The sequence below is a fragment of the Geodermatophilus sp. URMC 63 genome (assembly GCF_053502565.1).
In genome coordinates this window covers 2,338,706-2,360,333 of sequence record NZ_CP199956.1, presented here as the reverse complement: position 1 = coordinate 2,360,333, position 21,628 = coordinate 2,338,706, and the positions used below count along the sequence as shown (strand labels likewise).

At 75.2% G+C, this 21,628-nt stretch carries 22 protein-coding genes; 15 read left to right on the top strand and 7 right to left on the bottom strand.

The features are described from left to right. Positions 1 to 2 precede the first annotated feature (2 nt). From ACWIZO_RS11420 to ACWIZO_RS11355, 14 genes are all read left to right on the top strand, one after another. Positions 3 to 773 (top strand): motility protein A, encoded by a 771-nt coding sequence (locus tag ACWIZO_RS11420; protein ID WP_448642564.1) that lies wholly within the window; start codon positions 3 to 5, stop codon positions 771 to 773. Between the two features lie 97 nt (positions 774 to 870). Further along, positions 871 to 1,827 carry an OmpA/MotB family protein gene (locus ACWIZO_RS11415; protein ID WP_448642563.1) on the top strand — a complete coding sequence of 319 codons (957 nt, stop codon included), beginning with the start codon at positions 871 to 873 and terminating at the stop codon, positions 1,825 to 1,827. Then, positions 1,824 to 2,300, top strand: coding sequence for a flagellar basal body-associated FliL family protein (locus ACWIZO_RS11410; RefSeq protein WP_448642562.1), 477 nt, complete (start codon positions 1,824 to 1,826; stop codon positions 2,298 to 2,300). The genes ACWIZO_RS11415 and ACWIZO_RS11410 overlap by 4 nt, the downstream gene beginning before the upstream one ends. A 125-nt stretch (positions 2,301 to 2,425) precedes the next feature. Continuing rightward, on the top strand, positions 2,426 to 3,388 hold the full coding sequence (locus ACWIZO_RS11405; protein WP_448642561.1) for a flagellar motor switch protein FliM: 963 nt from the start codon (positions 2,426 to 2,428) through the stop codon (positions 3,386 to 3,388). Further along, complete coding sequence (fliN, locus tag ACWIZO_RS11400) at positions 3,385 to 4,143, top strand: flagellar motor switch protein FliN (RefSeq protein ID WP_448642560.1); 759 nt, start codon at positions 3,385 to 3,387, stop codon at positions 4,141 to 4,143. The genes ACWIZO_RS11405 and fliN overlap by 4 nt, the downstream gene beginning before the upstream one ends. Further along, complete coding sequence (locus ACWIZO_RS11395) at positions 4,140 to 4,559, top strand: FliO/MopB family protein (RefSeq protein ID WP_448642559.1); 420 nt, start codon at positions 4,140 to 4,142, stop codon at positions 4,557 to 4,559. The genes fliN and ACWIZO_RS11395 overlap by 4 nt, the downstream gene beginning before the upstream one ends. Next, positions 4,559 to 5,389, top strand: a complete 831-nt coding sequence (fliP, locus tag ACWIZO_RS11390; RefSeq protein ID WP_448642558.1) for a flagellar type III secretion system pore protein FliP — start codon at positions 4,559 to 4,561, stop codon at positions 5,387 to 5,389. The genes ACWIZO_RS11395 and fliP overlap by 1 nt, the downstream gene beginning before the upstream one ends. Then, the gene (gene fliQ / locus ACWIZO_RS11385) at positions 5,386 to 5,661 is read left to right on the top strand and encodes a flagellar biosynthesis protein FliQ (protein ID WP_446758770.1); all 276 of its coding nucleotides are present in this window, start codon (positions 5,386 to 5,388) and stop codon (positions 5,659 to 5,661) included. The genes fliP and fliQ overlap by 4 nt, the downstream gene beginning before the upstream one ends. A gap of 5 nt (positions 5,662 to 5,666) precedes the next feature. Beyond that, positions 5,667 to 6,431, top strand: coding sequence for a flagellar biosynthetic protein FliR (gene fliR, locus ACWIZO_RS11380; RefSeq protein WP_446758769.1), 765 nt, complete (start codon positions 5,667 to 5,669; stop codon positions 6,429 to 6,431). A 6-nt stretch (positions 6,432 to 6,437) separates the two neighbouring features. Further along, positions 6,438 to 7,586 carry an EscU/YscU/HrcU family type III secretion system export apparatus switch protein gene (locus tag ACWIZO_RS11375; RefSeq protein WP_448642557.1) on the top strand — a complete coding sequence of 383 codons (1,149 nt, stop codon included), beginning with the start codon at positions 6,438 to 6,440 and terminating at the stop codon, positions 7,584 to 7,586. 162 nt (positions 7,587 to 7,748) lie between these two features. Continuing rightward, positions 7,749 to 9,779 carry a flagellar biosynthesis protein FlhA gene (gene flhA / locus ACWIZO_RS11370; protein ID WP_448642556.1) on the top strand — a complete coding sequence of 677 codons (2,031 nt, stop codon included), beginning with the start codon at positions 7,749 to 7,751 and terminating at the stop codon, positions 9,777 to 9,779. Continuing rightward, positions 9,760 to 12,660 carry a hypothetical protein gene (locus tag ACWIZO_RS11365; RefSeq protein ID WP_448642555.1) on the top strand — a complete coding sequence of 967 codons (2,901 nt, stop codon included), beginning with the start codon at positions 9,760 to 9,762 and terminating at the stop codon, positions 12,658 to 12,660. The genes flhA and ACWIZO_RS11365 overlap by 20 nt, the downstream gene beginning before the upstream one ends. Continuing rightward, positions 12,657 to 12,893, top strand: coding sequence for a hypothetical protein (locus ACWIZO_RS11360; RefSeq protein ID WP_448642554.1), 237 nt, complete (start codon positions 12,657 to 12,659; stop codon positions 12,891 to 12,893). Before ACWIZO_RS11365 ends, ACWIZO_RS11360 begins: the two co-directional genes overlap by 4 nt. A gap of 659 nt (positions 12,894 to 13,552) precedes the next feature. Beyond that, the gene (locus tag ACWIZO_RS11355; RefSeq protein WP_448642553.1) at positions 13,553 to 13,930 is read left to right on the top strand and encodes a hypothetical protein; all 378 of its coding nucleotides are present in this window, start codon (positions 13,553 to 13,555) and stop codon (positions 13,928 to 13,930) included. A gap of 97 nt (positions 13,931 to 14,027) precedes the next feature. Here ACWIZO_RS11355 and ACWIZO_RS11350 read toward each other — a convergent pair whose 3' ends face one another. The 4 genes from ACWIZO_RS11350 to ACWIZO_RS11335 all read right to left on the bottom strand — a co-directional run bounded on the left by ACWIZO_RS11350 (position 14,028) and on the right by ACWIZO_RS11335 (position 17,983). Next, positions 14,028 to 15,323, bottom strand: a complete 1,296-nt coding sequence (locus ACWIZO_RS11350) for a PhoH family protein (protein ID WP_448642552.1) — start codon at positions 15,321 to 15,323, stop codon at positions 14,028 to 14,030. Positions 15,324 to 15,573: 250 nt separating this feature from the next. Next, on the bottom strand, positions 15,574 to 15,969 hold the full coding sequence (locus ACWIZO_RS11345) for a hypothetical protein (protein ID WP_448642551.1): 396 nt from the start codon (positions 15,967 to 15,969) through the stop codon (positions 15,574 to 15,576). 3 nt (positions 15,970 to 15,972) lie between these two features. Continuing rightward, on the bottom strand, positions 15,973 to 17,190 hold the full coding sequence (locus tag ACWIZO_RS11340; protein WP_448642550.1) for a DUF885 domain-containing protein: 1,218 nt from the start codon (positions 17,188 to 17,190) through the stop codon (positions 15,973 to 15,975). A gap of 13 nt (positions 17,191 to 17,203) precedes the next feature. Next, positions 17,204 to 17,983, bottom strand: coding sequence for an isoprenyl transferase (locus tag ACWIZO_RS11335; protein WP_446758760.1), 780 nt, complete (start codon positions 17,981 to 17,983; stop codon positions 17,204 to 17,206). Between the two features lie 136 nt (positions 17,984 to 18,119). On the opposite strand from ACWIZO_RS11335, the gene trhA reads away from it, so the two are divergent. Continuing rightward, a complete protein-coding gene (gene trhA, locus ACWIZO_RS11330; protein ID WP_448642549.1) occupies positions 18,120 to 18,938 on the top strand; it encodes a PAQR family membrane homeostasis protein TrhA in 819 nt (272 codons plus the stop codon). A gap of 18 nt (positions 18,939 to 18,956) precedes the next feature. Here the strand turns inward: trhA and ACWIZO_RS11325 are convergent, their stop codons facing one another. From ACWIZO_RS11325 to ACWIZO_RS11315, 3 genes are read right to left on the bottom strand one after another with little or no spacing between them, the layout of a single operon-like run. Further along, the gene (locus ACWIZO_RS11325) at positions 18,957 to 20,210 is read right to left on the bottom strand and encodes a geranylgeranyl reductase family protein (protein ID WP_448642548.1); all 1,254 of its coding nucleotides are present in this window, start codon (positions 20,208 to 20,210) and stop codon (positions 18,957 to 18,959) included. Positions 20,211 to 20,241: 31 nt separating this feature from the next. Next, positions 20,242 to 20,901 carry a maleylpyruvate isomerase N-terminal domain-containing protein gene (locus ACWIZO_RS11320; protein WP_448642547.1) on the bottom strand — a complete coding sequence of 220 codons (660 nt, stop codon included), beginning with the start codon at positions 20,899 to 20,901 and terminating at the stop codon, positions 20,242 to 20,244. A gap of 20 nt (positions 20,902 to 20,921) precedes the next feature. Then, positions 20,922 to 21,548: a hypothetical protein gene (locus ACWIZO_RS11315; RefSeq protein ID WP_448642546.1), complete on the bottom strand. Its 627-nt coding sequence runs from the start codon at positions 21,546 to 21,548 to the stop codon at positions 20,922 to 20,924. Between the last annotated feature and the right edge of the window lie 80 nt (positions 21,549 to 21,628).

Below are 21,628 nucleotides of genomic sequence, written 5' to 3'. Positions count from 1 at the left end.
CCGTGGACCCCGCCACCCTGATCGGCATCGCCCTCGCGATCGGCGCCGTCCTGCTGTCGATGATCATGGAGGGCGCCAGCCCGACGGCGATCATCCTGATCCCCCCGATGATCCTGGTGTTCGCCGGCACGTTCGGCGCCGCGATCGCGGGCTCGGCGATGTCCGACGTCAAGAAGCTGGGTGCCTGGTTCAAGGCCGGCCTCATGCCCGCGGCGGTCCCGCCGGCGGCCGAGCAGATCCAGACGCTGGTCGGCCTCGCCGAGAAGGCCCGCAAGGAGGGCCTGCTCGCGCTGGAGGCGCAGGTCAAGCAGATCGAGGACCCGTTCCTCAAGCGCGGCCTGCAGATGGGCATCGACGGCACCGACCCCGAGGAGCTGCGCAGCGTCCTCGAGTCGGAGATCGCCGCGAAGAAGGCCGAGGACAAGGTCGCGGCCAAGTTCTTCACCGGCATGGGCGGCTACGCCCCGACGATCGGCATCATCGGCACGGTCATCGGCCTGATCCACGTCATGGAGAACCTGGACAAGCCCGAGACCCTCGGCCCGCTGATCGCCGGCGCCTTCGTGGCGACCCTGTGGGGCGTGCTGTCGGCCAACGTCTTCTGGCTGCCGATGGGCGCCAAGATCACCCGCACCAGCGACCTGCAGGCCGCGCAGATGGAGATGCTCGTCGAGGGCATCGCCGAGATCCAGGCCGGCACCAGCCCGCGCGCGGTCCGGCTCAAGCTCTCCGCGCTCATCCCGCCCAGCGAGACCGCCAAGGAGGCGGCGTGACCACCGGCAGGGCCTCTCGGTGAGCGAGCTGCGCGAGCTCACGAGTGGGCACAGCAGCGCCGCGAACGCGGCCGACGAGCGCCAGCGAGGAGGACTCGTGAGCGCCGGCGGTCACGGCCACGGCGGCAAGCGGCGCAAGAAGGGCCACGAGGAGGAGGAGCACGAGAACCACGAGCGGTGGCTGGTGTCCTACGCGGACATGCTCACGCTGCTGTTCGCCCTCTTCGTGGTGCTCTTCGCGATCAGCCAGGTGGACAAGGCCAAGTTCGCCGCCCTGGCCAGCGGCCTGTCGGAGGCCTTCGGCGCCCCGGTCACCGCGCTGAGCAGCGCGGGCACCAACTCCGAGGCCTCGGTCCTGGACTCCCTCGACGCCGCCGTCGACGTGCAGATCCCGCCGGCCCCCGCCGCACAGGAGGCGGTCGACGCCGCAGCCGCCCAGGCCGCCGCGCAGGAGGCCCAGCGGGTCGCCGCGGAGGCGCGGTCGGAGTACGACGAGCTGGCCGCCGCCCGCGACGCCATCGACGCCGCGCTCGCCGCCGCCGGGTACGCCGGCACGGCGCGCTACGAGATCGACGAGCGCGGCCTGGTCGTGCACATCGTCTCCGACCCGGTCCTGTTCGGTCCCGAGCAGGCCGACCTGCGGCCGCAGGGCCGCGACATCCTCGACGCCGTCGCCCCGACGCTGACCGGGCTGACCAACGACCTCGGCATCGAGGGCCACGCCAACCACCTGCCGGTCACTCCCGGCGGGCCGTGGCCGTCGAACTGGGAGCTCTCGGCCTACCGCGCCACCACCGTGCTGCGGTACCTGGCCGCCGACGGTGTCCCGCAGGACCGCATGTCCGGCACCGGCTACTCCGACACCCGCCCGCTGGTGCCGAAGACCGACCCGGACGCCGTCACCGTCAACCGCCGCGTCGACATCGTCGTGCTGTCGGACGCCTCCGCCGAGGCCAACGAGCTGCTGCCCGGCCTCGACGCCCCCGCCCACGACGCCTCCGCCCACGACGCCCCCGCCCACGACGCCCCCGCACAGGAAGGCACCCACGAGTGAGCACCAAGACCAAGGCCAAGGACAAGGACGCCGCCGCCGACGGCGAGGAGGGGAAGGGCGGGGGCAAGAAGAAGCTGCTCCTCGTCCTGGTCGTGCTCCTCGTCGCAGCCGGCGCCGGCGCCTACTTCTTCCTCTTCGCCGGCAGCGGCGAGGCCGCGGCGGAGGAACCGGTCGCCGGGGAGGTCCTGGCGCTGGAGCCGGTGACGGTCAACCTGGCCGGCGGCGGCTACCTCAAGATCGGCATCACCCTGCAGGGCACGGAGGCCGCCGCGAGCGGCCACGGCGGTGGCCTCGACGGCTCCAAGGCCCTCGACATCCTCATCTCCACCTACTCGCAGGCCCAGCCGGCCGACGTCACCGGCGCCCGCGAGGCGCTCAAGGAGTCGCTGGAGCACCAGATCGTCGAGGCCTACACCGAGGACGGCGAGGAGATGGTCATGGGCATCTACCTCACCGAGTACGTCACCCAGTAACCCCCTCAACACCGGCCACACCCCAGTGGCACCGCGACGCACCACGCGTCACACCCTCCCCGGCTGACCGGCGGCGCACCGCGCCGCCGGTCAGTTCGCGTTCCGGGGCCGCCGATGAGGGGACCGTGACCCGCCCCGACACCGCGCCCCCCGGGCCCGGTCCGCAGTCGCCGGCCGTGGGCGGCCGCAGCCGGCGTGGTGCGCCCCGCACCTACGACTTCCGCCGCCCGACCAAGCTCTCCCGCGAGCACGTCCGGGTGCTGCAGATCGCCCTGGAGGCCTTCGCCCGCCAGGCGACGACGGTCCTCACCACGCTGCTGCGCACCGGCGCGCGGATGGAGCTGCTCGGCATCGAGCAGCACTCCTACGACGACTACGTCGCCACGCTGCCCAAGCCGAGCTTCCTGTCGACGTTCACCCTCGAGCCGCTCGCCGGCAAGGGCCTGCTGGCCTACCCGCTCGACATCGCGATGGCCAGCGTCGACCACATGCTGGGCGGCTCCGGGGCCGCGCAGCAGCCCGAGCGGCCCATGACGGCGATGGAGACCACCATCACCGGGCAGCTGCTCACCCGGCTGCTGCAGGAGTTCACCGCGTCCTTCGCCCACGTCGCCGAGCTGGAGCCGGAGTTCGACGGGATCGAGTACGACCCGGCGCTCGCCCAGGCCGCCGCCGGCTCGGACACGGTCATGGTCGCCCGCCTGACCATCTCGATCGGCAGTCGCGACGGCGACGCCTCGCTGGTGCTGCCGTTCTCCTCCTTCGCGCAGGCGCTCAACAACGCCGCCTCCCCGCAGCTGTCGGAGTCCGCGCAGCGGGAGCGGCAGCGCGCTGCGGAGGCCCTGGCCGAGCGCCTGGAGCTGGTGCCGGTGGACGTCAGCGTGCGGTTCACGCCGCTGGAGGTCTCCTCCGAGGACCTGCTCTCCCTCGCCGTCGGTGACGTCCTGCTGCTGCGCCACCCGCGCGACGCCCCGCTCGAGGTGACCACGAACGACGTCACGTTCGCCCACGCGATCGCCAGCAACCACCGGCGTCGGCTGGCCGCCGCCATCGTCCCCACCCCGTCGGCCGCGAAGGACCCCGCATGACCGCCACGCTCGACCCCACCCAGGCCCACTCGCAGGCGTCGGAGACCATCACCGCCGTCGTGGTGGCCGCCGCGCGCGCCGCGGCCGTCCTCGTGCCGGCCAGCACCGAGCTGGCCCCGGGCGCCGCGGTGACCGACCCCGACGCGGTGCCGATGCCGCCGTCCGCGGCCGCCGCGGTCGGCGCCCGGCTCTCCGGCGAGGTCACCGGCGACGTCGTCCTGGTGCTCTCCGCCGAGGTCGTCGAGGCGCTGGACAACTCCCCCGTCGGCCCGATGGACGTCGCCACGGCGCTGCGCCCGGCCCTGGAGGCGGCCGCGGCCACCCTCGGCCGGGTCCGCGTCGACGCCGAGCGGACCGAGGACCCGGTCACCGCCCTCGACGGGCTGCGGGACAAGGGGATGTTCGTCGCCGTCCCGCTCGTCGCCGGCGACGACCACCAGGCGACCCTCGCCCTGCAGGTGACGCTGCCGACGGCGGCGCGCACGCAGCGCGGCAGCCTCGACCTGCTGCGGCACGTGGCCATGGAGGTCACCGTCGAGATCGGCCGCACCCGGATGACCGTGGGCGAGCTGCTCTCGCTGCACCCCGGCGAGGTGGTCGAGCTCGACCGCGCCGCCAGCGCCCCGGCCGACCTGCTGGTCAACGGCACGCTCATCGCCCGCGGCGAGGTCGTCGTCGTCGACGAGGACTTCGGCCTGCGGATCAGCGAGATCGTCACCGACGCCGCCACCGAGCTCGGGCAGGCGACGTCATGACGTGGATGGTCATCCGGCTGCTGCTGTCGCTGGCCTTCGTCGGCGGCGTGCTGTGGTTCGCCGCCCGGCTGGCGCAGAAGCGCGGGCTCGGGCAGTCCGGCGGCATGGTCGACGTCGTCGCCCGCCAGCGCCTGGGCCGCACCAGCACCGTGAACGTGGTGCGCATCGCCGACCGCGTGCTCGTCGTCGGCGCCACCGAGGAGCAGGTGACCCTGCTGGCCGAGCTCGACGGCGACGCCGTGGAGGCCACGCTCGCCGAGCGCGCGGCCACCTCGCCGGCCGGTGCGGACGGCGAGCCGCTGCCGGCCGCCCGTCCCGGCGGGCGGTTTGGCGGCGCGCTGGCCGGCTCGGTGCTCGACCGCAACGGCTGGGCGGGCTTCGTCACGCAGCTGCGCGACCGGACGGTCCGCCGCTGATGCGCCCCTCCCCCGCCGCCGCCCGCGGGCTGCCCCGCCGGGTCGCCGTCCTGCTGCTGGCCCTCCTCGGCTGCGCCGTCGCCGGCGTGCTGCTGGCCGGGCCCGCCGCGGCCGCCCCGACCGCGCCCACCACGCCCACAGCGCCGACCGCACCGACGGTGCCCGCCGTCGACGGCGGCGTGGACATCTCCGTCGGCAACGGCAGCCCGAGCACCTCGATCACCCTGATCCTCGCGGTCACCGTGCTGTCGGTGGCGCCGTCGGTGCTGCTGCTGTGCACCTCGTTCACCAAGATCGCCGTCGTCCTGTCACTGACCCGCAACGCGCTGGGGCTGCAGTCCTCCCCGCCGAACTCGGTGCTCACCGGCATCGCGCTGTTCCTCACGCTGTTCGTGATGGGCCCGGTCATCAGCGACGTCAACGAGCTCGCCGTCCAGCCCTACATGGACGGGACGATGACCGTCTCGCAGGCCTACGACGCCGGCGTGGTGCCGCTCAAGGAGTTCCTGCTCGACAACACCCGCGACGACGAGCTCGAGCTCATGGTCGGCCTGTCGGGCGAGGAGCAGCCCGAGGACCGCTCGGCGGTGACCATGACGACGCTGGTGCCGGCGTTCGTGCTCTCCGAGCTCAAGAGCGCCTTCATCATCGGGCTGGTCGTGTTCATCCCGTTCCTGGTGCTGGACATGCTGGTCAGCGCCGCGCTCATGGCGATGGGCATGATGATGGTGCCGCCGTCGATCGTGTCGCTGCCGTTCAAGCTGCTGCTGTTCGTGGTCGTCGACGGCTGGGCGCTCATCACCACCGCGCTGGTGGGGAGCTACTCGTGAGTGACGCCGACGTCACCGAGATCGCCGTCCAGACGATGATGGTGGCCGCCAAGGTCGCCGCCCCCGTCCTGCTGACGGCGCTGCTGGTCGGCTTCCTGATCTCGCTGTTCCAGGCGGCGACCCAGATCCAGGAACCGACGCTGTCCTTCGTGCCGAAGATGATCGCGGTCGCCATCGCGCTGCTGGTCACGGGCAACTGGGTCCTCGCGGAGCTGGTCAGCTTCACCCAGACCCTGTTCGACTCGCTGCCGCGGCTGCTCGGGCGGACCTGACCGGCATGGACCTCGAGGTCCCGGCGGTCACCCTCGCGGCGCTGCTGCTGGCCACGGCGCGGGCGGCCGGCTTCGTCCTGCTGGCCCCGCCGTTCAACACCCGCGCCGTCCCGGCGCCGGTCAAGGGGGCGCTGGCCCTCGCCCTGGCGGTCGCCCTGGTCGACCGCGTGGCGCCCGGGCTGCCCGAGCCGACGACGGGCTTCCTCGTCGTCACCGCGGTCAGCGAGGTCGCCATCGGCGCGGCCCTGGGCTTCGTCGTCCAGCTGTTCTTCACCGCCGTGCAGTTCGCCGGCGAGCTGCTCGACGTCACCGGCGGCTTCACGCTGCAGCCGGCCTACGACCCGCTGGCCATGACGATGAACTCCGTCGTCGGCAAGCTGCACTCCCTGCTGGCGACGACGCTGCTGTTCACCAGCAGCGGGCACCTGCTCATCGTGCGCGGGTTCGCCACCTCCTACGAGGGCCTGCCGGTGTCCGGCGGGTTCCCGGCCGAGTCGGTGGCCTCCGTGGTCATGACGGCGTTCTCGATGATGTTCCTGGCCGCGCTGCAGATCGCCGGGCCGATGGTGGCGGTGCTGCTGCTGGCCGACGTCGCCCTGGCGCTGCTGTCGCGGGCCGCCCCGGCGCTGAACATCTTCGCGATCGGCTTCCCGGTCAAGATCATGCTGACCCTCGCCCTGCTCGGGCTGACCTTCCCGCTGCTGCCGCCGGCCCTCGACGCCCTGCTCGAGCAGGCCACCCGCGCGGTCGTCGGGTTCCGGAGCGGGTGAGGGCGGGTGGCCAAGGACGGCCCGGGTGGTGAGAAGACCGAGAAGCCCACTCCCCAGCGCATCAAGAAGGCGCGCAAGGACGGGCAGATCCCGCGGACCCAGGAGCTGGGCACCTGGGCGGGCGTGGCGGTGGCCAGCGCGCTGCTGCCGATGCTGGTCGGCAACGCGTTCGACGCGGTCGGCCGGCTGTTCGTGCAGATCGGCTCGGTGGCCGAGCACCCGGAGCCGGAGGCGCTCTCGGCGCTGCTCGGCCAGGCGCTGTCGGCGTTCCTCGGCACGCTGCTGCCCACCGCGATCGGCCTGATGCTCGTCGGCGCGCTCGCCTCGGCGGCCCAGGGCGGGGTCACCGTGTCGGCCAAGGGCATGAAGCCGACGCTGCAGAAGCTCAACCCGCTGCCCGGGATGAAGCGCATGTTCGGCACGCACGGCCTCTGGGAGGCGGTGAAGGCCGTCCTGAAGACCGCGGCGCTGGGCACGGTCGTGGTCGTCACCAGCTCCCGGGCGCAGGCGCTGGTGTCGGCGTCGGGCGCGCTGCCGCTGTCGGCGGTGGTCGCCGGCTTCACCAGCAGCGCCGTCCTCATGTTCCGCGTCGTCGCCGTCACCGGCCTGGTCATCGCGATCGCCGACTACGTGATCGTGCGCCTGCAGATCATGAAGAAGCTGAAGATGAGCAAGTACGAGATCCAGCAGGAGCACAAGCAGTCCGAGGGTGACCCGCACGTCAAGGCCCAGCGCCGCGCGGCCGCGCTGGCCATGGCGCGCAACCGGATGATGAGCGACGTCGCCACCGCCGACGTCCTGCTGGTCAACCCGACCCACGTCGCGGTCGCCCTCAAGTACGAGCCCGAGCGCGGCGCGCCCCGGGTGGTGGCCAAGGGCGCCGACGAGATCGCCGCGACGCTCCGCGAGAGGGCCGCCGAGGCGCGGGTGCCGCTGGTGCAGGACGTGCCGCTGGCCCGCGCCCTGCACGCCTCCTGCGAGATCGGCCAGGAGGTGCCCCCGCAGCTGTTCACGGCCGTGGCGCGGGTGCTGGCCTTCGTCATGCAGCTGGGCAACCGGGGGGTGCGCGGCGGCTTCCACCGGCCCGGCTTCGAGGCCCCCGACGTCGCGGGGCTGCCGAAGGCCGGCCGCAGGAGGGTGCCGGTCGCCTCCTGACCCGACCGAGGCGCAGGGAGCTCTCCCCACGTCCGGGACGCCCGGGACGTGGGGATCGCCTCCTGTGCCTGACGCACGGGGCGCACGGGGCGCTTGGGGCGTCCCGCGACCGGAGCGGTGCCGCCCTCGACTGGACCTGCCGATGCAGGACCCGTGCGAGGGATGACGAAGGCCGCTGTGCCGATCGGCGTGGTCGCCATCGTCCTGATGCTGGTCGTGCCGCTGCCGGCCGCCGTGCTGGACATGCTGCTGGGCTTCAACGTCACCGCGTCGCTGCTGATCCTGCTGGTGTCGATGCAGATCAAGCGCCCGCTGGACTTCGCGGTCTTCCCGTCGCTGATCCTCATCGCGACGCTGTTCCGGCTGGCGCTCAACGTCTCCTCGACCCGGCTGGTGCTCACCGACGGCTACGCCGGCAAGGTCATCGAGGCCTTCGGGCACTTCGTCATCGGCGGCTCGCTGGTCGTCGGCCTGGTGATCTTCGTGATCCTCACGATCATCCAGTTCGTCGTCATCACCAACGGTGCCGGGCGGGTGGCCGAGGTCGGCGCCCGCTTCACCCTCGACGCCATGCCCGGCAAGCAGATGGCGATCGACGCCGACCTCAACGCCGGGCTGATCAACGAGAAGCAGGCGCGCAAGCGGCGCAGCGAGGTCACCGCCGAGGCCGACTTCTACGGCTCGATGGACGGTGCGTCGAAGTTCGTCAAGGGCGACGCGATCGCCGGCATCATCGTCACGCTGATCAACCTGATCGGCGGCTTCGCCATCGGCGTCATGAGCAAGGGCATGGCCCCCGCCGACGCCGTCTCCACCTACTCCCTGCTGACGGTCGGCGACGGCCTGGTCTCGCAGATCCCGGCGCTGCTGCTGTCCACCGCGACCGGCATCATCGTCACCCGCTCGGCCACCGAGGGCGACATGGGCAGCGACCTGCTCGCCCAGCTCGGCCGGTTCAAGCAGCCGGTGCGCATCGCCGGCGGCGCGGCCCTGGCGCTGTGCCTCATCCCCGGCCTGCCCAAGCTGCCGTTCCTCGTCATCGGCGGGTTTTTCCTCGTCATGGCCGCGCGGATGAAGGAGGCCCTGCCCGAGGACGACGAGGCCGCCACCCCGGCCACGTCCGACGAGCCGGCCCCGGACTCCCCCGAGGCGATCGCGGAGAAGATGCGGGTCGACCCGCTCGAGCTCGAGGTGGCCTTCGACCTGGTCGACCTGGTCGACACCAACCGCGGCGGCGACCTGCTCGACCGGGTCAAGGCGCTGCGCCGGAAGGTCGCGATGGAGACCGGCCTGGTCATCCCGCTGGTCCGCACCCGCGACAACCTCGACCTGCCGGCGTCGCAGTACGTCATCTGGCTCAACGGCGTCCCGGCCGCGAAGGGCTCCTCCCCCGCCGGCACCGTGCTGGCCATCGGCGACAACCTCGACGGGCTGCCCGGCCGGCCGACCCGCGAGCCGGTGTTCGGCCTGCCCGCCAAGTGGGTGCCGGTCGAGCTGCAGCGGCAGGCGGAGATGGCCGGCGCGACCGTCGTCGACCGCTCCTCGGTCATCACCACCCACCTGGCCGAGGTGGTCCGCCAGAACGCCGCCGAGCTGCTCGGCCGCGAGGACGTCCGGCTGCTGGTGGAGATGGTGCGCCGCTCCCACCCGGTCGTCGTCGAGGAGCTCACCCCGTCGCTGCTCACCCTCGGCGAGGTGCAGCGGGTGCTGCACGCGCTGCTGGCCGAGAACGTCTCCATCCGCGACCTGGTGCGCATCTTCGAGGCGCTGTCGGTCCGGGCGAAGGTGTCCACCGACGTCGACGGCCTGGTCGAGGCGGTGCGGTCGGCGCTCGGCTCGGCGATCAGCCACCCCTACGTCACGCCCGACGAGCGGCTGCACGTGCTCACGCTGGAGCCGGCGTTCGAGCAGCGGCTGCTCGAGGCGGTGCGCCAGAGCGACGGCGGCCAGGTGCTGGCGCTCGACGCCGGCTCGGTCGACGCGCTGGTCACCGGCTGCAGCGGGCTGCTCGAGGACGCCGAGAGCCACGGCCTGGCGCCCGTGCTCGTCTGCTCGCCCCAGGTCCGGGCCGCGCTGTCCCGCCTGATGCGTCAGGTCCTGCCCCGCCTTCCGGTCATCTCCTACTCGGAGGTCTCCCGGACGGCCCAGATCGAGTCACTGGGAGTGGTGAACGGTGCCGTTGCCATCCGTTGAGGCGCCCACGCCCGAGGCGGCCGTCGCCGCGGCGCGCGAGCGCTACGGCCACGCGGTGCGGATCACCGGCATCCGCCGCATCCGCTCCGGCGGGGTGCTGGGCTTCTTCGCCACCGAGCGCTACGTCGCCGAGGTGGAGGACGTCGAGCCGGCGCCCGCGGTCCACCGCCGGGCCGCCGCGCACGGGGCTCCCCGTCGCGACCCGGCTCCGCTGTCGGAGTCGGCCCGCCGGATCGAGGCCGCGCTGAGCCGCGACGCCGGCCCGCTGGCCGACTCCGACATCCGGCCGCTGTCCGGGCAGCGACGGGCGGCTCCCCGTCCCGCCGCAGCCCGCCCGGCCGCAGCCCGTCCGGCCGGTCGCGCCGCCGCCGAGCTGCCCGACCCGGTCGCGGAGCTGGCCGGCCTGTTCGGCGCAGGCGGCGACCAGCCCGAGGTGGACCTCTACTCCCGGGCCGCCTTCCCCGCGGCCGCCCGGCGCCCAACCGCCGCCCGTCCCGCCGCCGTCCCTGCCGCCGCTGCACGCACTGCCGGTGCGTCGCGGGCCGCCGTCGCGGACGCCCCTGCCGTCGCCGCCCCGGCCGCGTCCGGGCGGACGGCGGCCGCCGCTGCCCGCCGCCCCGGTCGCGCGCCGGTGCGCCCGCCGGTCACGCCGGCCGACGACGCCGCGGGTCCCTCGCTGTTCACCGCCGCGCTGGCGCAGGTCGTCGCCGGGGACCGCGAGGTCCGCGAGGCCGTCGACGACGCCGTCGCCTCGGCGGCGGCCGCCTCCGCCGCTGCCGCGCTGCGCTCCGGCCCCGCCCCCGTTCCCGCTGCTGGACACGAGGAGCCCGCTGCGCGGTCGGTCGTGCGGACGTCGGCCCCCGCGCCGGCGGCCCCCGCGATGCCCCTGGCGGCCGCCCTGGCCGCGGTCGCCGCGTCGGCACCCGTTCCGGCTGTTGCACCGGCCCCCGCGCCGGCCGCCGTCCCCCCGCCGGTCGCGATCGCCGAGCCCGTCCCGGCTGCCGCACCGACCCCTGCCCCGGTCCCGGTCGCCGAGGTCCCCGCCGTCGAGGTCCCGGTCGCCGAGGCCCCGGTCGTCGAGGCCCCCGTGGTCGAGACCCCCGCCGTCGAGGCCCCGGTCGCCGAGGCCCCCGTGGTCGAGACCCCCGTCGCCGAGGTCCCCGCCGTCGCGCCCGAGGTGGACATGTGGGCCGAGCCGGTCCCGGTCGTCCGCGCGTCGGCGCCCACGCGGCCGGTCGCGCCCCGACCGGCCGCCGCCGCGCCTGCCGTCACCGCGCCCGTCGTCGTCGAGGAGGCGCCCGAGCCGGCTGCGGCCGACGAGCGCGCCGCGCACGAGATCGTCGACGAGGACGCTGACGACGAGTCCCTCCTGGCCGAGCTCCTGGGCGACCCCGTCGAGGACGAGCAGCCCATCGAGCCCGTCGCCGAGACCGTCGCCGAGACCGCTGCCGGCAGCGTCGTCGCCACCGTCCGGAGCCGTGCCGTTCCCGAGGTCACCGTCGCCGACGAGCCGGCCACCGACGTGCTGCCGGCCGTCGTCGTGGAGCCGATCGAGGTCCCCGCGCCGCAGCCGGTCGCCCCTGAGTGGGCCGCCGAGGACCTGTCCGCCGGGCCGGCCACCGGGCGCGAGGAGGCCATCGCCGAGGTGCTGCGCGCCGCGCTCGCCCACGACACCCCCGACGACGCGCTCACCGACATCCTCCGCGGCGTCCTCGCCAGCGCGTCCACCCAGGGCGGCGTGCACCGCGGCCGCCCGCCGGTCCCCGCGAGCTCGCGCCGCGTCGACCGGGAGCCGGCCTGGGTCGACGCCTCGGCCGAGTCCGACGAGTGGGAGGTCGCGACCGCGGCCGAGCCGCTGGCCCTCGCTCCGACGGCGAGCGACCCGGCACCGCTGCCGCTCGACGCCACCGCCGTCCTGCCCCCGCTGTCGCTGCTGCCCCCGCCCGGCCCGGGCGCCCAGCTGGCGGTGCCGCCGCTGCTGGGCCGCCCGCCCGTCCCGCCGGCGCGGCGGCTGCCGCCGGTGCCCGGCCAGGCCGTCGCGCGGGTGGCCGCGCCCCGGCCGGCCCCGGGCCTGGCCACGGTGACCCGGCTGCCGGTCGACACCCGCGCCGCCCGCGGCTGGTCCTCCGGCCGCGTCGTCGTCCCGTCCGTGCGCGAGCAGGCCGGCCCGTCGGGCCGCGACCTGATCGACCCGCGGATGGTCGAGGCCGCCGGCACCGTCGCCCGGCTGCGCGCGCTGGGCCTGCCCGAGGAGGTCATCGGCGCCGGCTTCACCGCCGAGGTCGCCGCGCACGGCACCTACGCCGCTCTCACCCGCGCGCTGGGTGCGGCGCTGCCCGCGGCGCCGGCGCCTCCCGGGGGTGCCGGCGAGGTGCTGCTGGTGGTCGGCCCCGGCGTCGAGACGCTGGCCGCGGCCCGCTCGCTGGCCGTCTCGATGCGCCTGGACGCCGACCGGCTGCAGTGGGCCACCCGCGGCGACCTCGCCGCCCTGGCCGCCGAGGGCAGCCGGATCACCTCGGTCGACACCGCGATCGAGCGCAAGCAGGAGGCCGGCCGCGCCGGGACGCCGACCGTCGTCGCCGTCGACGCCCCGATGCGCGCCGGTGGCCGCACCTGGCTCGAGCAGGTCATGGCGATCTTCTCCCCGACGGCCGTGTGGGCCGTGGTCGAGGCGACCCGCAAGCCCGAGGACGTCGGCCCGTGGCTGGATGCCCTCCCCCGCGTCGACGCGCTCGTCGTCCAGGACACCGACCTGACCGCCGACCCCGCCGCCGTGCTGGGCCGGACGGCGGTGCCCGTGGCCCTCCTCGACGGCACGCGGGCGACCGCGCACCGCTGGGCCTCCCTGCTGTGCGAGCGGCTGGAGGACCCGGGGGCATGAGCCCGCTGCGCTGGGACGTCCTCGCGGTGGGGCTCGTGCTGGCCCTGCCGGTGCTCGCCCTCGGCCTGCGCGGCGACTTCTCCGCCGACGAGGTCGCCGTCCGGTTGCCGTGGTGCCTGCTCGCCGGCTGGGGCGCGGTGGCGCTGCTGCGGTTCGCCGCGACGCCACCCCGCCCGCCCGACGCCGGGCCCGGGTCCCCCACCCCGGACCAGGACCCCACCCCGACGTCCTGACCACTCCTGGGGTCCCACTGGCGGCTGTCCACAGGCGGTGCGGGTCTCCACCACCCTGCTACGGGACGGGCCGGCCAGACGCAGGTCGCGCGACGGTCGGCGCGTGGACCCCTGGGAGCTGCCACCACCCGTGCTGCGTCGAGCCCTCGTCTCCGGCGGCTGGAGCGACGACGAGCCGGCTCGCGCGCGCCGTGCCGGCGACCTGTCGCGGGTGCGTCGCGGCGCCTACGTCGACGGGCACCTGCCGCCTGCGGTCACCGACCGGCACCGGCACCTGGTGCGGGCGACCGTCGCCGGCCTGCGCCGAGACGCCGTCGTCAGTCACGAGTCCGCCGCCGTCCTGCACGGCCTCCCGACCTGGGGACTCCCGCTGGGCCGGGTGCACGTCACCCGCCGACCGCCCGCGTCCAGCGACGTCACGCGCACGCTGCGGTGCCACGTCGCACGTCCCGCGGACGACGAGGTCGTCGTGCTCGGCGGCCTCCCCGTCACCGACCTGGCGCGGACGGCGCTCGACCTCGCCCGCTGCCTGCCGTTCGAGGTCGCCGTGGTCCTGCTCGACGACGTCCTGGCGCGCAGACCGACCGGCCGGGACGAGCTCTCCGAGCGACTCGCGCGCATGGTCGGCACCCGCGGCAGCCGCCAGGGCCGCCCGCGCCGTGTCCTTCGCCGACGGCCGGAGCGAGAGCGTCGGGGAGAGCCGCAGCCGGGTCCTGCTGCACCGGCTGGGCGTGCCTCCCAGCGCACTGCAGCACCGCGTCCACACCCCCGAGGGGCTCCTGCTGGGGCGGGCCGACTCCGCCTGGGAAGCCGAGCGGGTGCTCGGGGAGTTCGACGGGCGCGTGGAGTACGGCCGACTGCTCGAGCCGGGTCAGGAGCCGGGTGACGCCGTCTTCGCGGAGAAGCGCCGGGAGGACGCCATGCGCGCCGAGGACCGGGGTGTCGTGCGGTGGACCTGGCACGACCTCGACCGTGACGCGGTGCTGGCCGAGCGGATCGGCCGGGCACTCCGCGCTCGCCGACGGCGCGGAGCCTGACCACTGCCGGTGTTCCTCGCGCAGTGCCGGTCCTGCAGCACCCGCACAGCACGAGGAACGCCGGCAACGGCGCCCCAGGAGGAGCAGCGGCCGGCGGTCAGAGGGAGAGGTCCTCCAGCATCTCGGTGACCAGCGCGGCGATCGGCGAGCGCTCGGAGCGGGTCAGCGTCACGTGCGCGAACAGCGGGTGGCCCTTGAGCTGCTCGACCACCGCGGCGATGCCGTCGTGCCGGCCGACCCGCAGGTTGTCCCGCTGCGCGACGTCGTGGGTGAGCACCACCCGCGAGCCCGAGCCCAGCCGCGACAGCACGGTCAGCAGCACCCCCCGCTCCAGCGACTGCGCCTCGTCGACGATGACGAACGAGTCGTGCAGCGACCGCCCGCGGATGTGGGTCAGCGGCAACACCTCGATCAGCTCGCGGGAGGCGATCTCGTCGAGCACGTCCCTGGAGACCAGCGCGCCGAGGGTGTCGTAGACCGCCTGCGCCCAGGGCGACATCTTGTCGCCCTCGCTGCCGGGCAGGTACCCGAGCTCCTGCCCGCCGACGGCGTACAGCGGCCGGAAGACGACGACCTTCGCGTGCGCCCGCCGCTCCATCACCGACTCCAGGCCCGCGCACAGCGCCAGCGCCGACTTGCCGGTGCCGGCCCGCCCGCCGAGGGAGACGATGCCGATCTCGGGGTCGAGCAGCAGGTCCAGCGCGATCCGCTGCTCGGCCGAGCGCCCGTGCAGCCCGAACGCCTCGCGGTCGCCACGCACCAGCTTCACCTGCTTGTCCGGTGTCACCCGGCCCAGCGCCGACCCGCGCGAGGACAGCAGCACCAGCCCGGTGTGCGCCGGCAGGTCCGCGGCGGCCGGCACGAAGGCCTGTCCGCCGTCGTAGAGGCCGTCGATCTCGGCGTCGTCGACCGAGAGCTCGGCCAGGCCGGTCCAGCCGGCGTCGACGGCGTCGTGCACGCGGTACTCGTCGGTGGCCAGGCCGACGGCGGCGGCCTTGACCCGCAGCGGCACGTCCTTGGTGACCAGGCAGACGTCGCGGCCCTCGGCGCGCAGGTTGAGCGCCACCACCATGATCCGGCTGTCGTTGCCGTCCGAGCGGAAGCCGGCCGGCAGCACGCCCGGGTCGCTGTGGTTGAGCTCCACGTGCACGGTGCCGCCGTCCTCCCCCACCGGCACCGGCGCGTCGAGCCGGCCGTGCGCCACCCGCAGCTCGTCGAGGATGCGCAGTGCCTGCCGCGCGAACCAGCCCAGCTCGGGGTGGTGCCGCTTGTCCTCGAGCTCACCGATCACCACGAGCGGGAGCACCACGTCGGCGTCGCCGAAGCGCAGCAGCGCACCGGGGTCGGAGAGCAGGACGGAGGTGTCGAGGACGTACGTGCGACGAGCGGTCACGAGGCAGCTCCCGTGGGGCGCGGCGCGGCGCGCCCCGGCTCGAGGGGAACCGGGGCCCCGGCACAGGGGCCGGGCACCGGCCCCCTGGTCGACGGACTCGTCAGCACCAACCGGGCCTCCCGTGGACGGCGGGACGGGCCCGCCTTCCACCCCGGACGCTAGAGCCGGGAGGTGACAGGAGCACGACGCGCAGGAGGCGTGTCCCTCCTCCGGGGCACACTCCCGCCCCGGCCGTCCCACCGGACGGGGGTCACCCGCGGCGGCCGCGCCCCGGTCGGTCGGGCGGCCAGGACTGCTGCCACGAGGCCGGCAGCTCCCGGGTGGGCGGCACGTCCCGCGCCGGCGGGTCGCCCCGCGGCGGCCGGTCCTCGCGCGGTGGCCAGTCATCCAGCCGGTCCGGACGGTTGTCGGGGCGGCGGTCGGCACGCCGGTCGGGATGCCGGTCGGCACGGCGGTCGGGACGGCGGCGCCCCGACCCCTGCCGCGGCCGCAGCGCCACCAGCGCCCAGAGCGCGGGCACCAGCAGCACCGGCCACTGCACCCGCAGGTCGCCGACCCACAGCAGCCCGGCGAGCAGCAGGACGAACAGCCAGCCCGCCGTCCACAGGCCCAGGGCTCGGGCCTCCTCCGGGTCGCGGCGGGACACGGCTCAGGCGGCCGGCAGCTCGGCGGTGACGACGGCCGGGGTCAGCGGCTCGTCGAGCAGGCGGACGAAGCGGTCGGCGACGTCCTGGCCCTCGGGACGGGCCGCCAGCCAGCGGTGCAGCAGGTCGTAGCCCTCCACGTAGGTGGTGATGTAGGCCCGCCACAGCGGGTGGGTGAGGAAGCGGAGCTGCTGACGGGCACGCTCGGCGCTGACCAGCGACCAGCGCTGGATGTAGGCGGCCACCTCGTCGGCGTCGGCGCCGCGGTCGTGCAGCAGGACCGCGGCGTCCTGGCGCACCCGGTTAAGCGGCGCGGCGGCCTCGGCGATCCGCTCGGCGAGGTGGCCGTCGAAGCGCAGGCCCAGGTCGCCGAGCACCTCGGCGGTCCACGGCCCCCAGCCGGCACCGATCGAGGCGTCGACGCCGAGGTCGGCCAGCCCCTCGGCCATCAGGCACTCGGGGGTGTTGACCAGGAAGACGGTGTGCTCGAGGTGCCCGGCGCGCTCCACCAGGCCGCGCTCCTTGCGGCAGTGCTCGGTGTGGTGGCCCGGGTAGGACTCGTGCGCCACCAGGTGGGCGAGCTGGCTGAGCCGGTGCGGCAGGTCGGCGTTGACCGCCACCCGTGAACGGTAGTCGCCCTCGTAGTAGTTGAAGCCCGACCACGGCTTGTCGGTGACGATCTCGTAGCGCACCGTCTCGACCTCCGGCAGGCCGTAGCGGCCGCGGACCCGGTCGCGCAGCGCGCTGGACAGCGCGTGCACCGCCTCCCCGAGCCGCTGCGGCGGGCACTCCTCGCGACGGCGGTGCGCGGCGTACCGCTCGGCCAGCGACCCCTCCCCGGGCAGCAGCGTCTCCAGCTCGGCGTGCGCGGCGGCGTAGTCGGCCGGGTCCCCGAGGACGAGGTCGACCTGGAAGTAGCCGCGCACCTCGTCGAGGAAGGGCACCGGCTCGCCGCCGATCTTCCGGGCGCTGTACTCCAGGCCGGTCAGCTGCCCGCGGAGGAACTCGGTCCGGTCGGCCGGCAGCCCGGCGACCTCGAGCTCGCGCAGCAGCGCCCGGGCCTGGTCGCGCAGGCCCTGCGGCGTCGGTGCCGGCTCGCTCTCCACCTCAGCGCGGATCCGCTTCTCACCGGTGTAGGCGTCGACGAAGCCGGACTCCAGGCGGTCGAAGCGCAACCCCAGCCGGACGTACTCGAGGGGGACGTCGACGGTGCCGGAGGCCATGCGCCCGAGTCTGTCACCCACCGAATCGGCGGTGGCGCGCCGCGTAGGCCCGCAGGGCGCGCAGGAAGTCGACCCGGCGGAAGTCGGGCCAGTAGACGTCGGTGAAGTAGAACTCCGAGTGCGCCGTCTGCCAGAGCAGGAACCCCGACAGCCGCTGCTCCCCGCTGGTGCGGATGACCAGGTCGGGGTCGGGCTGGCCGCGGGTGTAGAGGTGTTCGGCGATGTGCTCGACGTCCAGCACGCTGACCAGCTCGTCGAGCGTCGTCCCCCGGCTGGCGTGCTCGGCCAGCAGCGACCGGACGGCGTCGGCGATCTCCCGCCGCCCGCCGTAGCCGACGGCGAGGTTGACGTGGGCGCCCGGGCGACCGCGGGTGACCTCCTCGGCCTCCTTGAGCACGGCGACGGTCTCGGCCGGCAGCAGCTCCAGCGCGCCCACGGGCCGCAGCTGCCAGCGCCGGTCGGGCGCGGAGAGGTCCTCGGCGACGCCCTCGATGATCCGCAGCAGCGGCGTCAGCTCCGGCTCGGGCCGCGACAGGTTGTCGGTGGAGAGCAGGAACAGCGTCACCACCTCGACGCCGGCCTCGTCGCACCAGCCGAGGAAGGAGGCGATCCGGTCGGCTCCGCGGCGGTGCCCGGCGTTGGGGTCGAGCAGGCCGGTGGCCCGGGCCCAGCGCCGGTTGCCGTCGATGATCGCGCCCACGTGCCGGGGGACGTCGGCACCGACCAGCTGCCGCGCCAGCCGGTGCTCGTAGACCTGGGTCAGGGCGTCGCGGACCCACTGGCGCGCCCCCACGGGGCACACACTATGCCCCGGGACGTTCACGTTCCGCAGCCGTACCGGCGAGCCGTGGCACCCGTGCCGGGGAGTGGCAGCGACCTCACAGGCCGCTTCCGCTGCACCCACAACGGCGGCTCCGTAACCTCGGTCCATGAGTGCTGGTGCCCCCGACGACCTCGAGCCGGTCCGGGTGCAGGCCGACGACGGGGCCGAGCTCGAGGCCCCTCGCGGGACCGCCGTCGCGACCGTCCTCCACGAGGGCCGGCAGGTCGACCGGACCTGGACCGCCGCGGACTTCGCCGACGGCGACTGGGAGCACCCCGACACCCGTCCGCGGATGCGCGGCTGGCTGCACCTGTTCGCCTTCTTCGGTGCGATCGTCGCCGGTGCGGTGCTCGTCCCGCTCGGGTCGGTGCTCGGCGCCCGCGCCGGGTTCTCCGTCGCCGTCTACTGCGTGACGATCTGCGGCCTGTTCGGCATCAGCGCGCTGTACCACCGCCGGCGCTGGTCACCGCGCGGCTGGAAGGTCATGAAGCGGCTCGACCACTCGATGATCTTCCTGTTCATCGCGGGGACGTACACGCCGTTCTCGCTGCTCGCCGTCGACCAGCCGACCGGCTACTGGGTGCTCGGCACCGTCTGGGCCGGCGCGCTGGCCGGCGTCTCGCTCAAGCTGACCTGGCCGACCGCCCCGCGCTGGGTCGGCGTGCCGCTCTACCTCGGGCTGGGCTGGGTCGCGGTCTTCATCCTCACCGACATCCTGCACATCGCCGGCGTGACCTCGCTGGTGCTGCTCGCGGTCGGCGGCGTGCTGTACACCCTCGGCGGGGTGGCCTACGCGGTGAAGTGGCCCAACCCGGTGCCCGGCGTCTTCGGCTACCACGAGGTCTTCCACGCGATGACCATCGTGGCGGCGATCTGCCACTACATCGCCGTCTACTTCGCGATGTACAACTCGCCCTTCGTGTGAGGCCAGCAGGGGGCCGGCTCAGCTGAACGGCGGCCGCTGGTCCGCGCGGCCGGACAGCCGCCCGGCGGTGCGCCAGGCCCGGGCGACGACGTCGCGGTCGGCGTCGGTGACCAGGTTGCCCATCACCCGCAGCGCCACGGTCATCAGGGCGCGGGAGCGCATGCCGACCGGCCCGGCCGCGGGCAGGAAGCGGGGGACGGTGAGGAGCCCGGCCAGCCGGCGCGCGATGGAGAACGCCTCGCCGTAGTGCCGCCGCAGCGTGGCCGGCCAGGCGTGCGACCAGTCGTCCTCGCCGAACAGGTCGACGACGCCGCGCCCGGTCTCCAGGCCGTAGTCGATGCCCTCGCCGTTGAGCGGGTTGACGCAACCCGCCGCGTCACCGACCAGCGCCCAGTTGCGGCCCGCCACGCCCGACACGGCACCGCCCATGGGCAGCAGCGCCGACGCCGGCGCCTCCACCGGCCCGTCGAGCCGCCAGTCCTCGCGGCGCGCGTCGGCGTAGACCTCCAGCAGCGCCTTGAGCGCCACCCCGGCGGGACGGCGGGCGGTGGCCAGCGTGCCGACGCCGATGTTCACCTGCCCGGCCCGCGCGCCCAGCGGGAACACCCAGCCGTAGCCGGACAGCAGCTCGCCCTCGGCGCCCCGCAGCTCCAGGTGCGAGGAGATCCACTCGTCGTCGGCCCGGCCCGAGCGCACGTAGCCGCGGGCGGCGACCCCGTAGGCGGTGTCGCGGTGCCACTCGCGGCCCAGGACCCGGCCCAGCGGCGACCGGACGCCGTCGGCCACGACCAGCCGCCGGCAGCCGACGGTGACCGTCTCGTCGTCGGCGGTCTCGAACACGACGCCGGTCACCCGCTCGCCGTCCCGTTCGACGTCGACGGCGCGGGCCCCCTCCAGCGCGACGGCGCCGTCGGCCAGCGCCACCTCGCGGATCCGGGCGTCGAGCTCGGTGCGCGGCACCGCGCTGCCGTGGTCGGGGAACTCCCCGCCGGGCCAGGGCAGCTCCCACTGCCGGCCGAACCCGGCGGCGCGCAGGCCGCGGTTGCGGGCCCGGGAGCGCGCCCAGGAGCCGAGGTCGAGCCGGTCGAGCTCGGCGATCGCGCGCGGGGTCAGCCCGTCGCCGCAGGCCTTGTCGCGGGGGAAGACGGCGGCGTCGGCGAGCAGTACGTCGTGCCCGGCGCGTGCCGCCCAGGCGGCCGCGGCGGACCCGGCCGGTCCGGCTCCCACCACCAGCACGTCGGTCGCGGCGGGGACGGCGGCGGGAGCAGGCACGACGTCCAGTGTCCCTCCTCGGCGCCGGGTGCTAGCCGAACAGGGGGAAGCGGGCCGCGGCGTCGCCGAGCGCGGCGCGGTCGGCGTCGGTCAGCGGCTCCCGGCCGGTGCCGCGGCGGGCGGCCGTCGCGTCGTCCCACCCGGCGGGGAGCGGGCCGCCGCACAGGCCCTCGAGCACCCGCCGCACCTCCGCCAGCGCCTCGGGCGCAGGACCGGGCCGGTCCAGCCGCGCCACCAGGTCCAGGTGGTGGACGGCGGCCTCGACGGCCAGCGTGGACAGCAGGTCGTCGACGCGCAGGACGTGTCCCTGCGTCCGCACCAGGTCGTCGGGCCGCACCCGCCCGGCCATGACCCCCACGGCGGCGACCAGCTCGGCGTACACGGCGGCCAGCTCCGGGAGCCCGCCGGTGACGCTGGCCCGCACCCGGGTGCGCCAGGCGACGTCGGCGTCCTGCTCGGCGCTCGGCTGCCAGGACCGCCAGTAGGCGACCGCGTCACTGGTGGCCGGACCGCCCGCCGGGGTGGCCAGCGCGACCAGACCCCGGCGGGCGTCGTCCACCAGGTGCAGCGTGAGGTCGAGGACCGCCCAGCCGGTGCACCCGCTGGGCGCCCAGCCCTCCTCCGGCGTGAGGCCGGAGACGACGGCGGAGAGGGCGGCGGAGGTCGAGCCCAGCAGCTCCGGCGAGGTCACCGGAGCAGCCTGGCAGAGGATCAGTCCAGGCGCGGGCCGCGGGCGCGGACCTCCTCCACCGAGGTCATGGCGTCGCGGAGCTCGGTCAGCCAGGAGTCGGCGTGCTGGCCGACCAGGCGCACCGCCCACACCAGCGCCTCGGACCGCGACCGGGCCACGCCGGCGTCGACGAGGGTGTCGAGCACCAGCCGCTCGGGCTGGCGCAGCCGGGTCATGACCGGCACGGAGGCGTTGGTGAACACCTCGCGGACGTCCCCGCAGGCCGCGCCCCAGGCCACCGAGCGGCCGTAGCGCTCCTGGGCCGCGTCGGCGATCGCCATGCGCTGCTCGCGGGTGTCCTCGCGGAAGCGGGCGATCCGCCCCGCCCGCGCGGCGGCCGGGTCGCCCTCGCCGGCGTCGGGCTCGGCCAGCGTGCCGACGACGGTGATCTCGTCGCGGTCGACCACCAGGTCGACCGGCCCGGTGAACCAGCCGTCCGGCAGGCGGCCGGCGAACCAGCCGGCCACCTCGGCCCGGTCGACGTGTGGCGGGGTGTCGGCTCCCCGCCCTCCCGGGCCGCGGCCGCGGCCACCGGGGCCGCGCCCGCGGAAGCCGGGGGCGCCCATCCGGGCGAAGGGTGAGTCGGCGAAGCGGTGGTGTCCGTGCACGACGGCCTCCTGGAGTGCGGTGCTTACGTGATTACACGGTAAGACCCACGTGGTCGTCCGGGAAGACGTCGCGTGTGCGC

Bases quoted from the DNA above. Each gene is read 5' to 3' on its own strand.
- fliP (WP_448642558.1), top strand. From the start codon at position 4,559: ATGCGCCCCTCCCCCGCCGCCGCCCGCGGGCTGCCCCGCCGGGTCGCC.
- ACWIZO_RS11360 (WP_448642554.1), top strand. From the start codon at position 12,657: ATGAGCCCGCTGCGCTGGGACGTCCTCGCGGTGGGGCTCGTGCTGGCC.
- ACWIZO_RS11340 (WP_448642550.1), bottom strand. From the start codon at position 17,190: ATGGCCTCCGGCACCGTCGACGTCCCCCTCGAGTACGTCCGGCTGGGG.
- fliN (WP_448642560.1), top strand. From the start codon at position 3,385: ATGACCGCCACGCTCGACCCCACCCAGGCCCACTCGCAGGCGTCGGAG.
- fliR (WP_446758769.1), top strand. From the start codon at position 5,667: ATGGACCTCGAGGTCCCGGCGGTCACCCTCGCGGCGCTGCTGCTGGCC.
- flhA (WP_448642556.1), top strand. From the start codon at position 7,749: ATGACGAAGGCCGCTGTGCCGATCGGCGTGGTCGCCATCGTCCTGATG.
- ACWIZO_RS11395 (WP_448642559.1), top strand. From the start codon at position 4,140: ATGACGTGGATGGTCATCCGGCTGCTGCTGTCGCTGGCCTTCGTCGGC.
- trhA (WP_448642549.1), top strand. From the start codon at position 18,120: ATGAGTGCTGGTGCCCCCGACGACCTCGAGCCGGTCCGGGTGCAGGCC.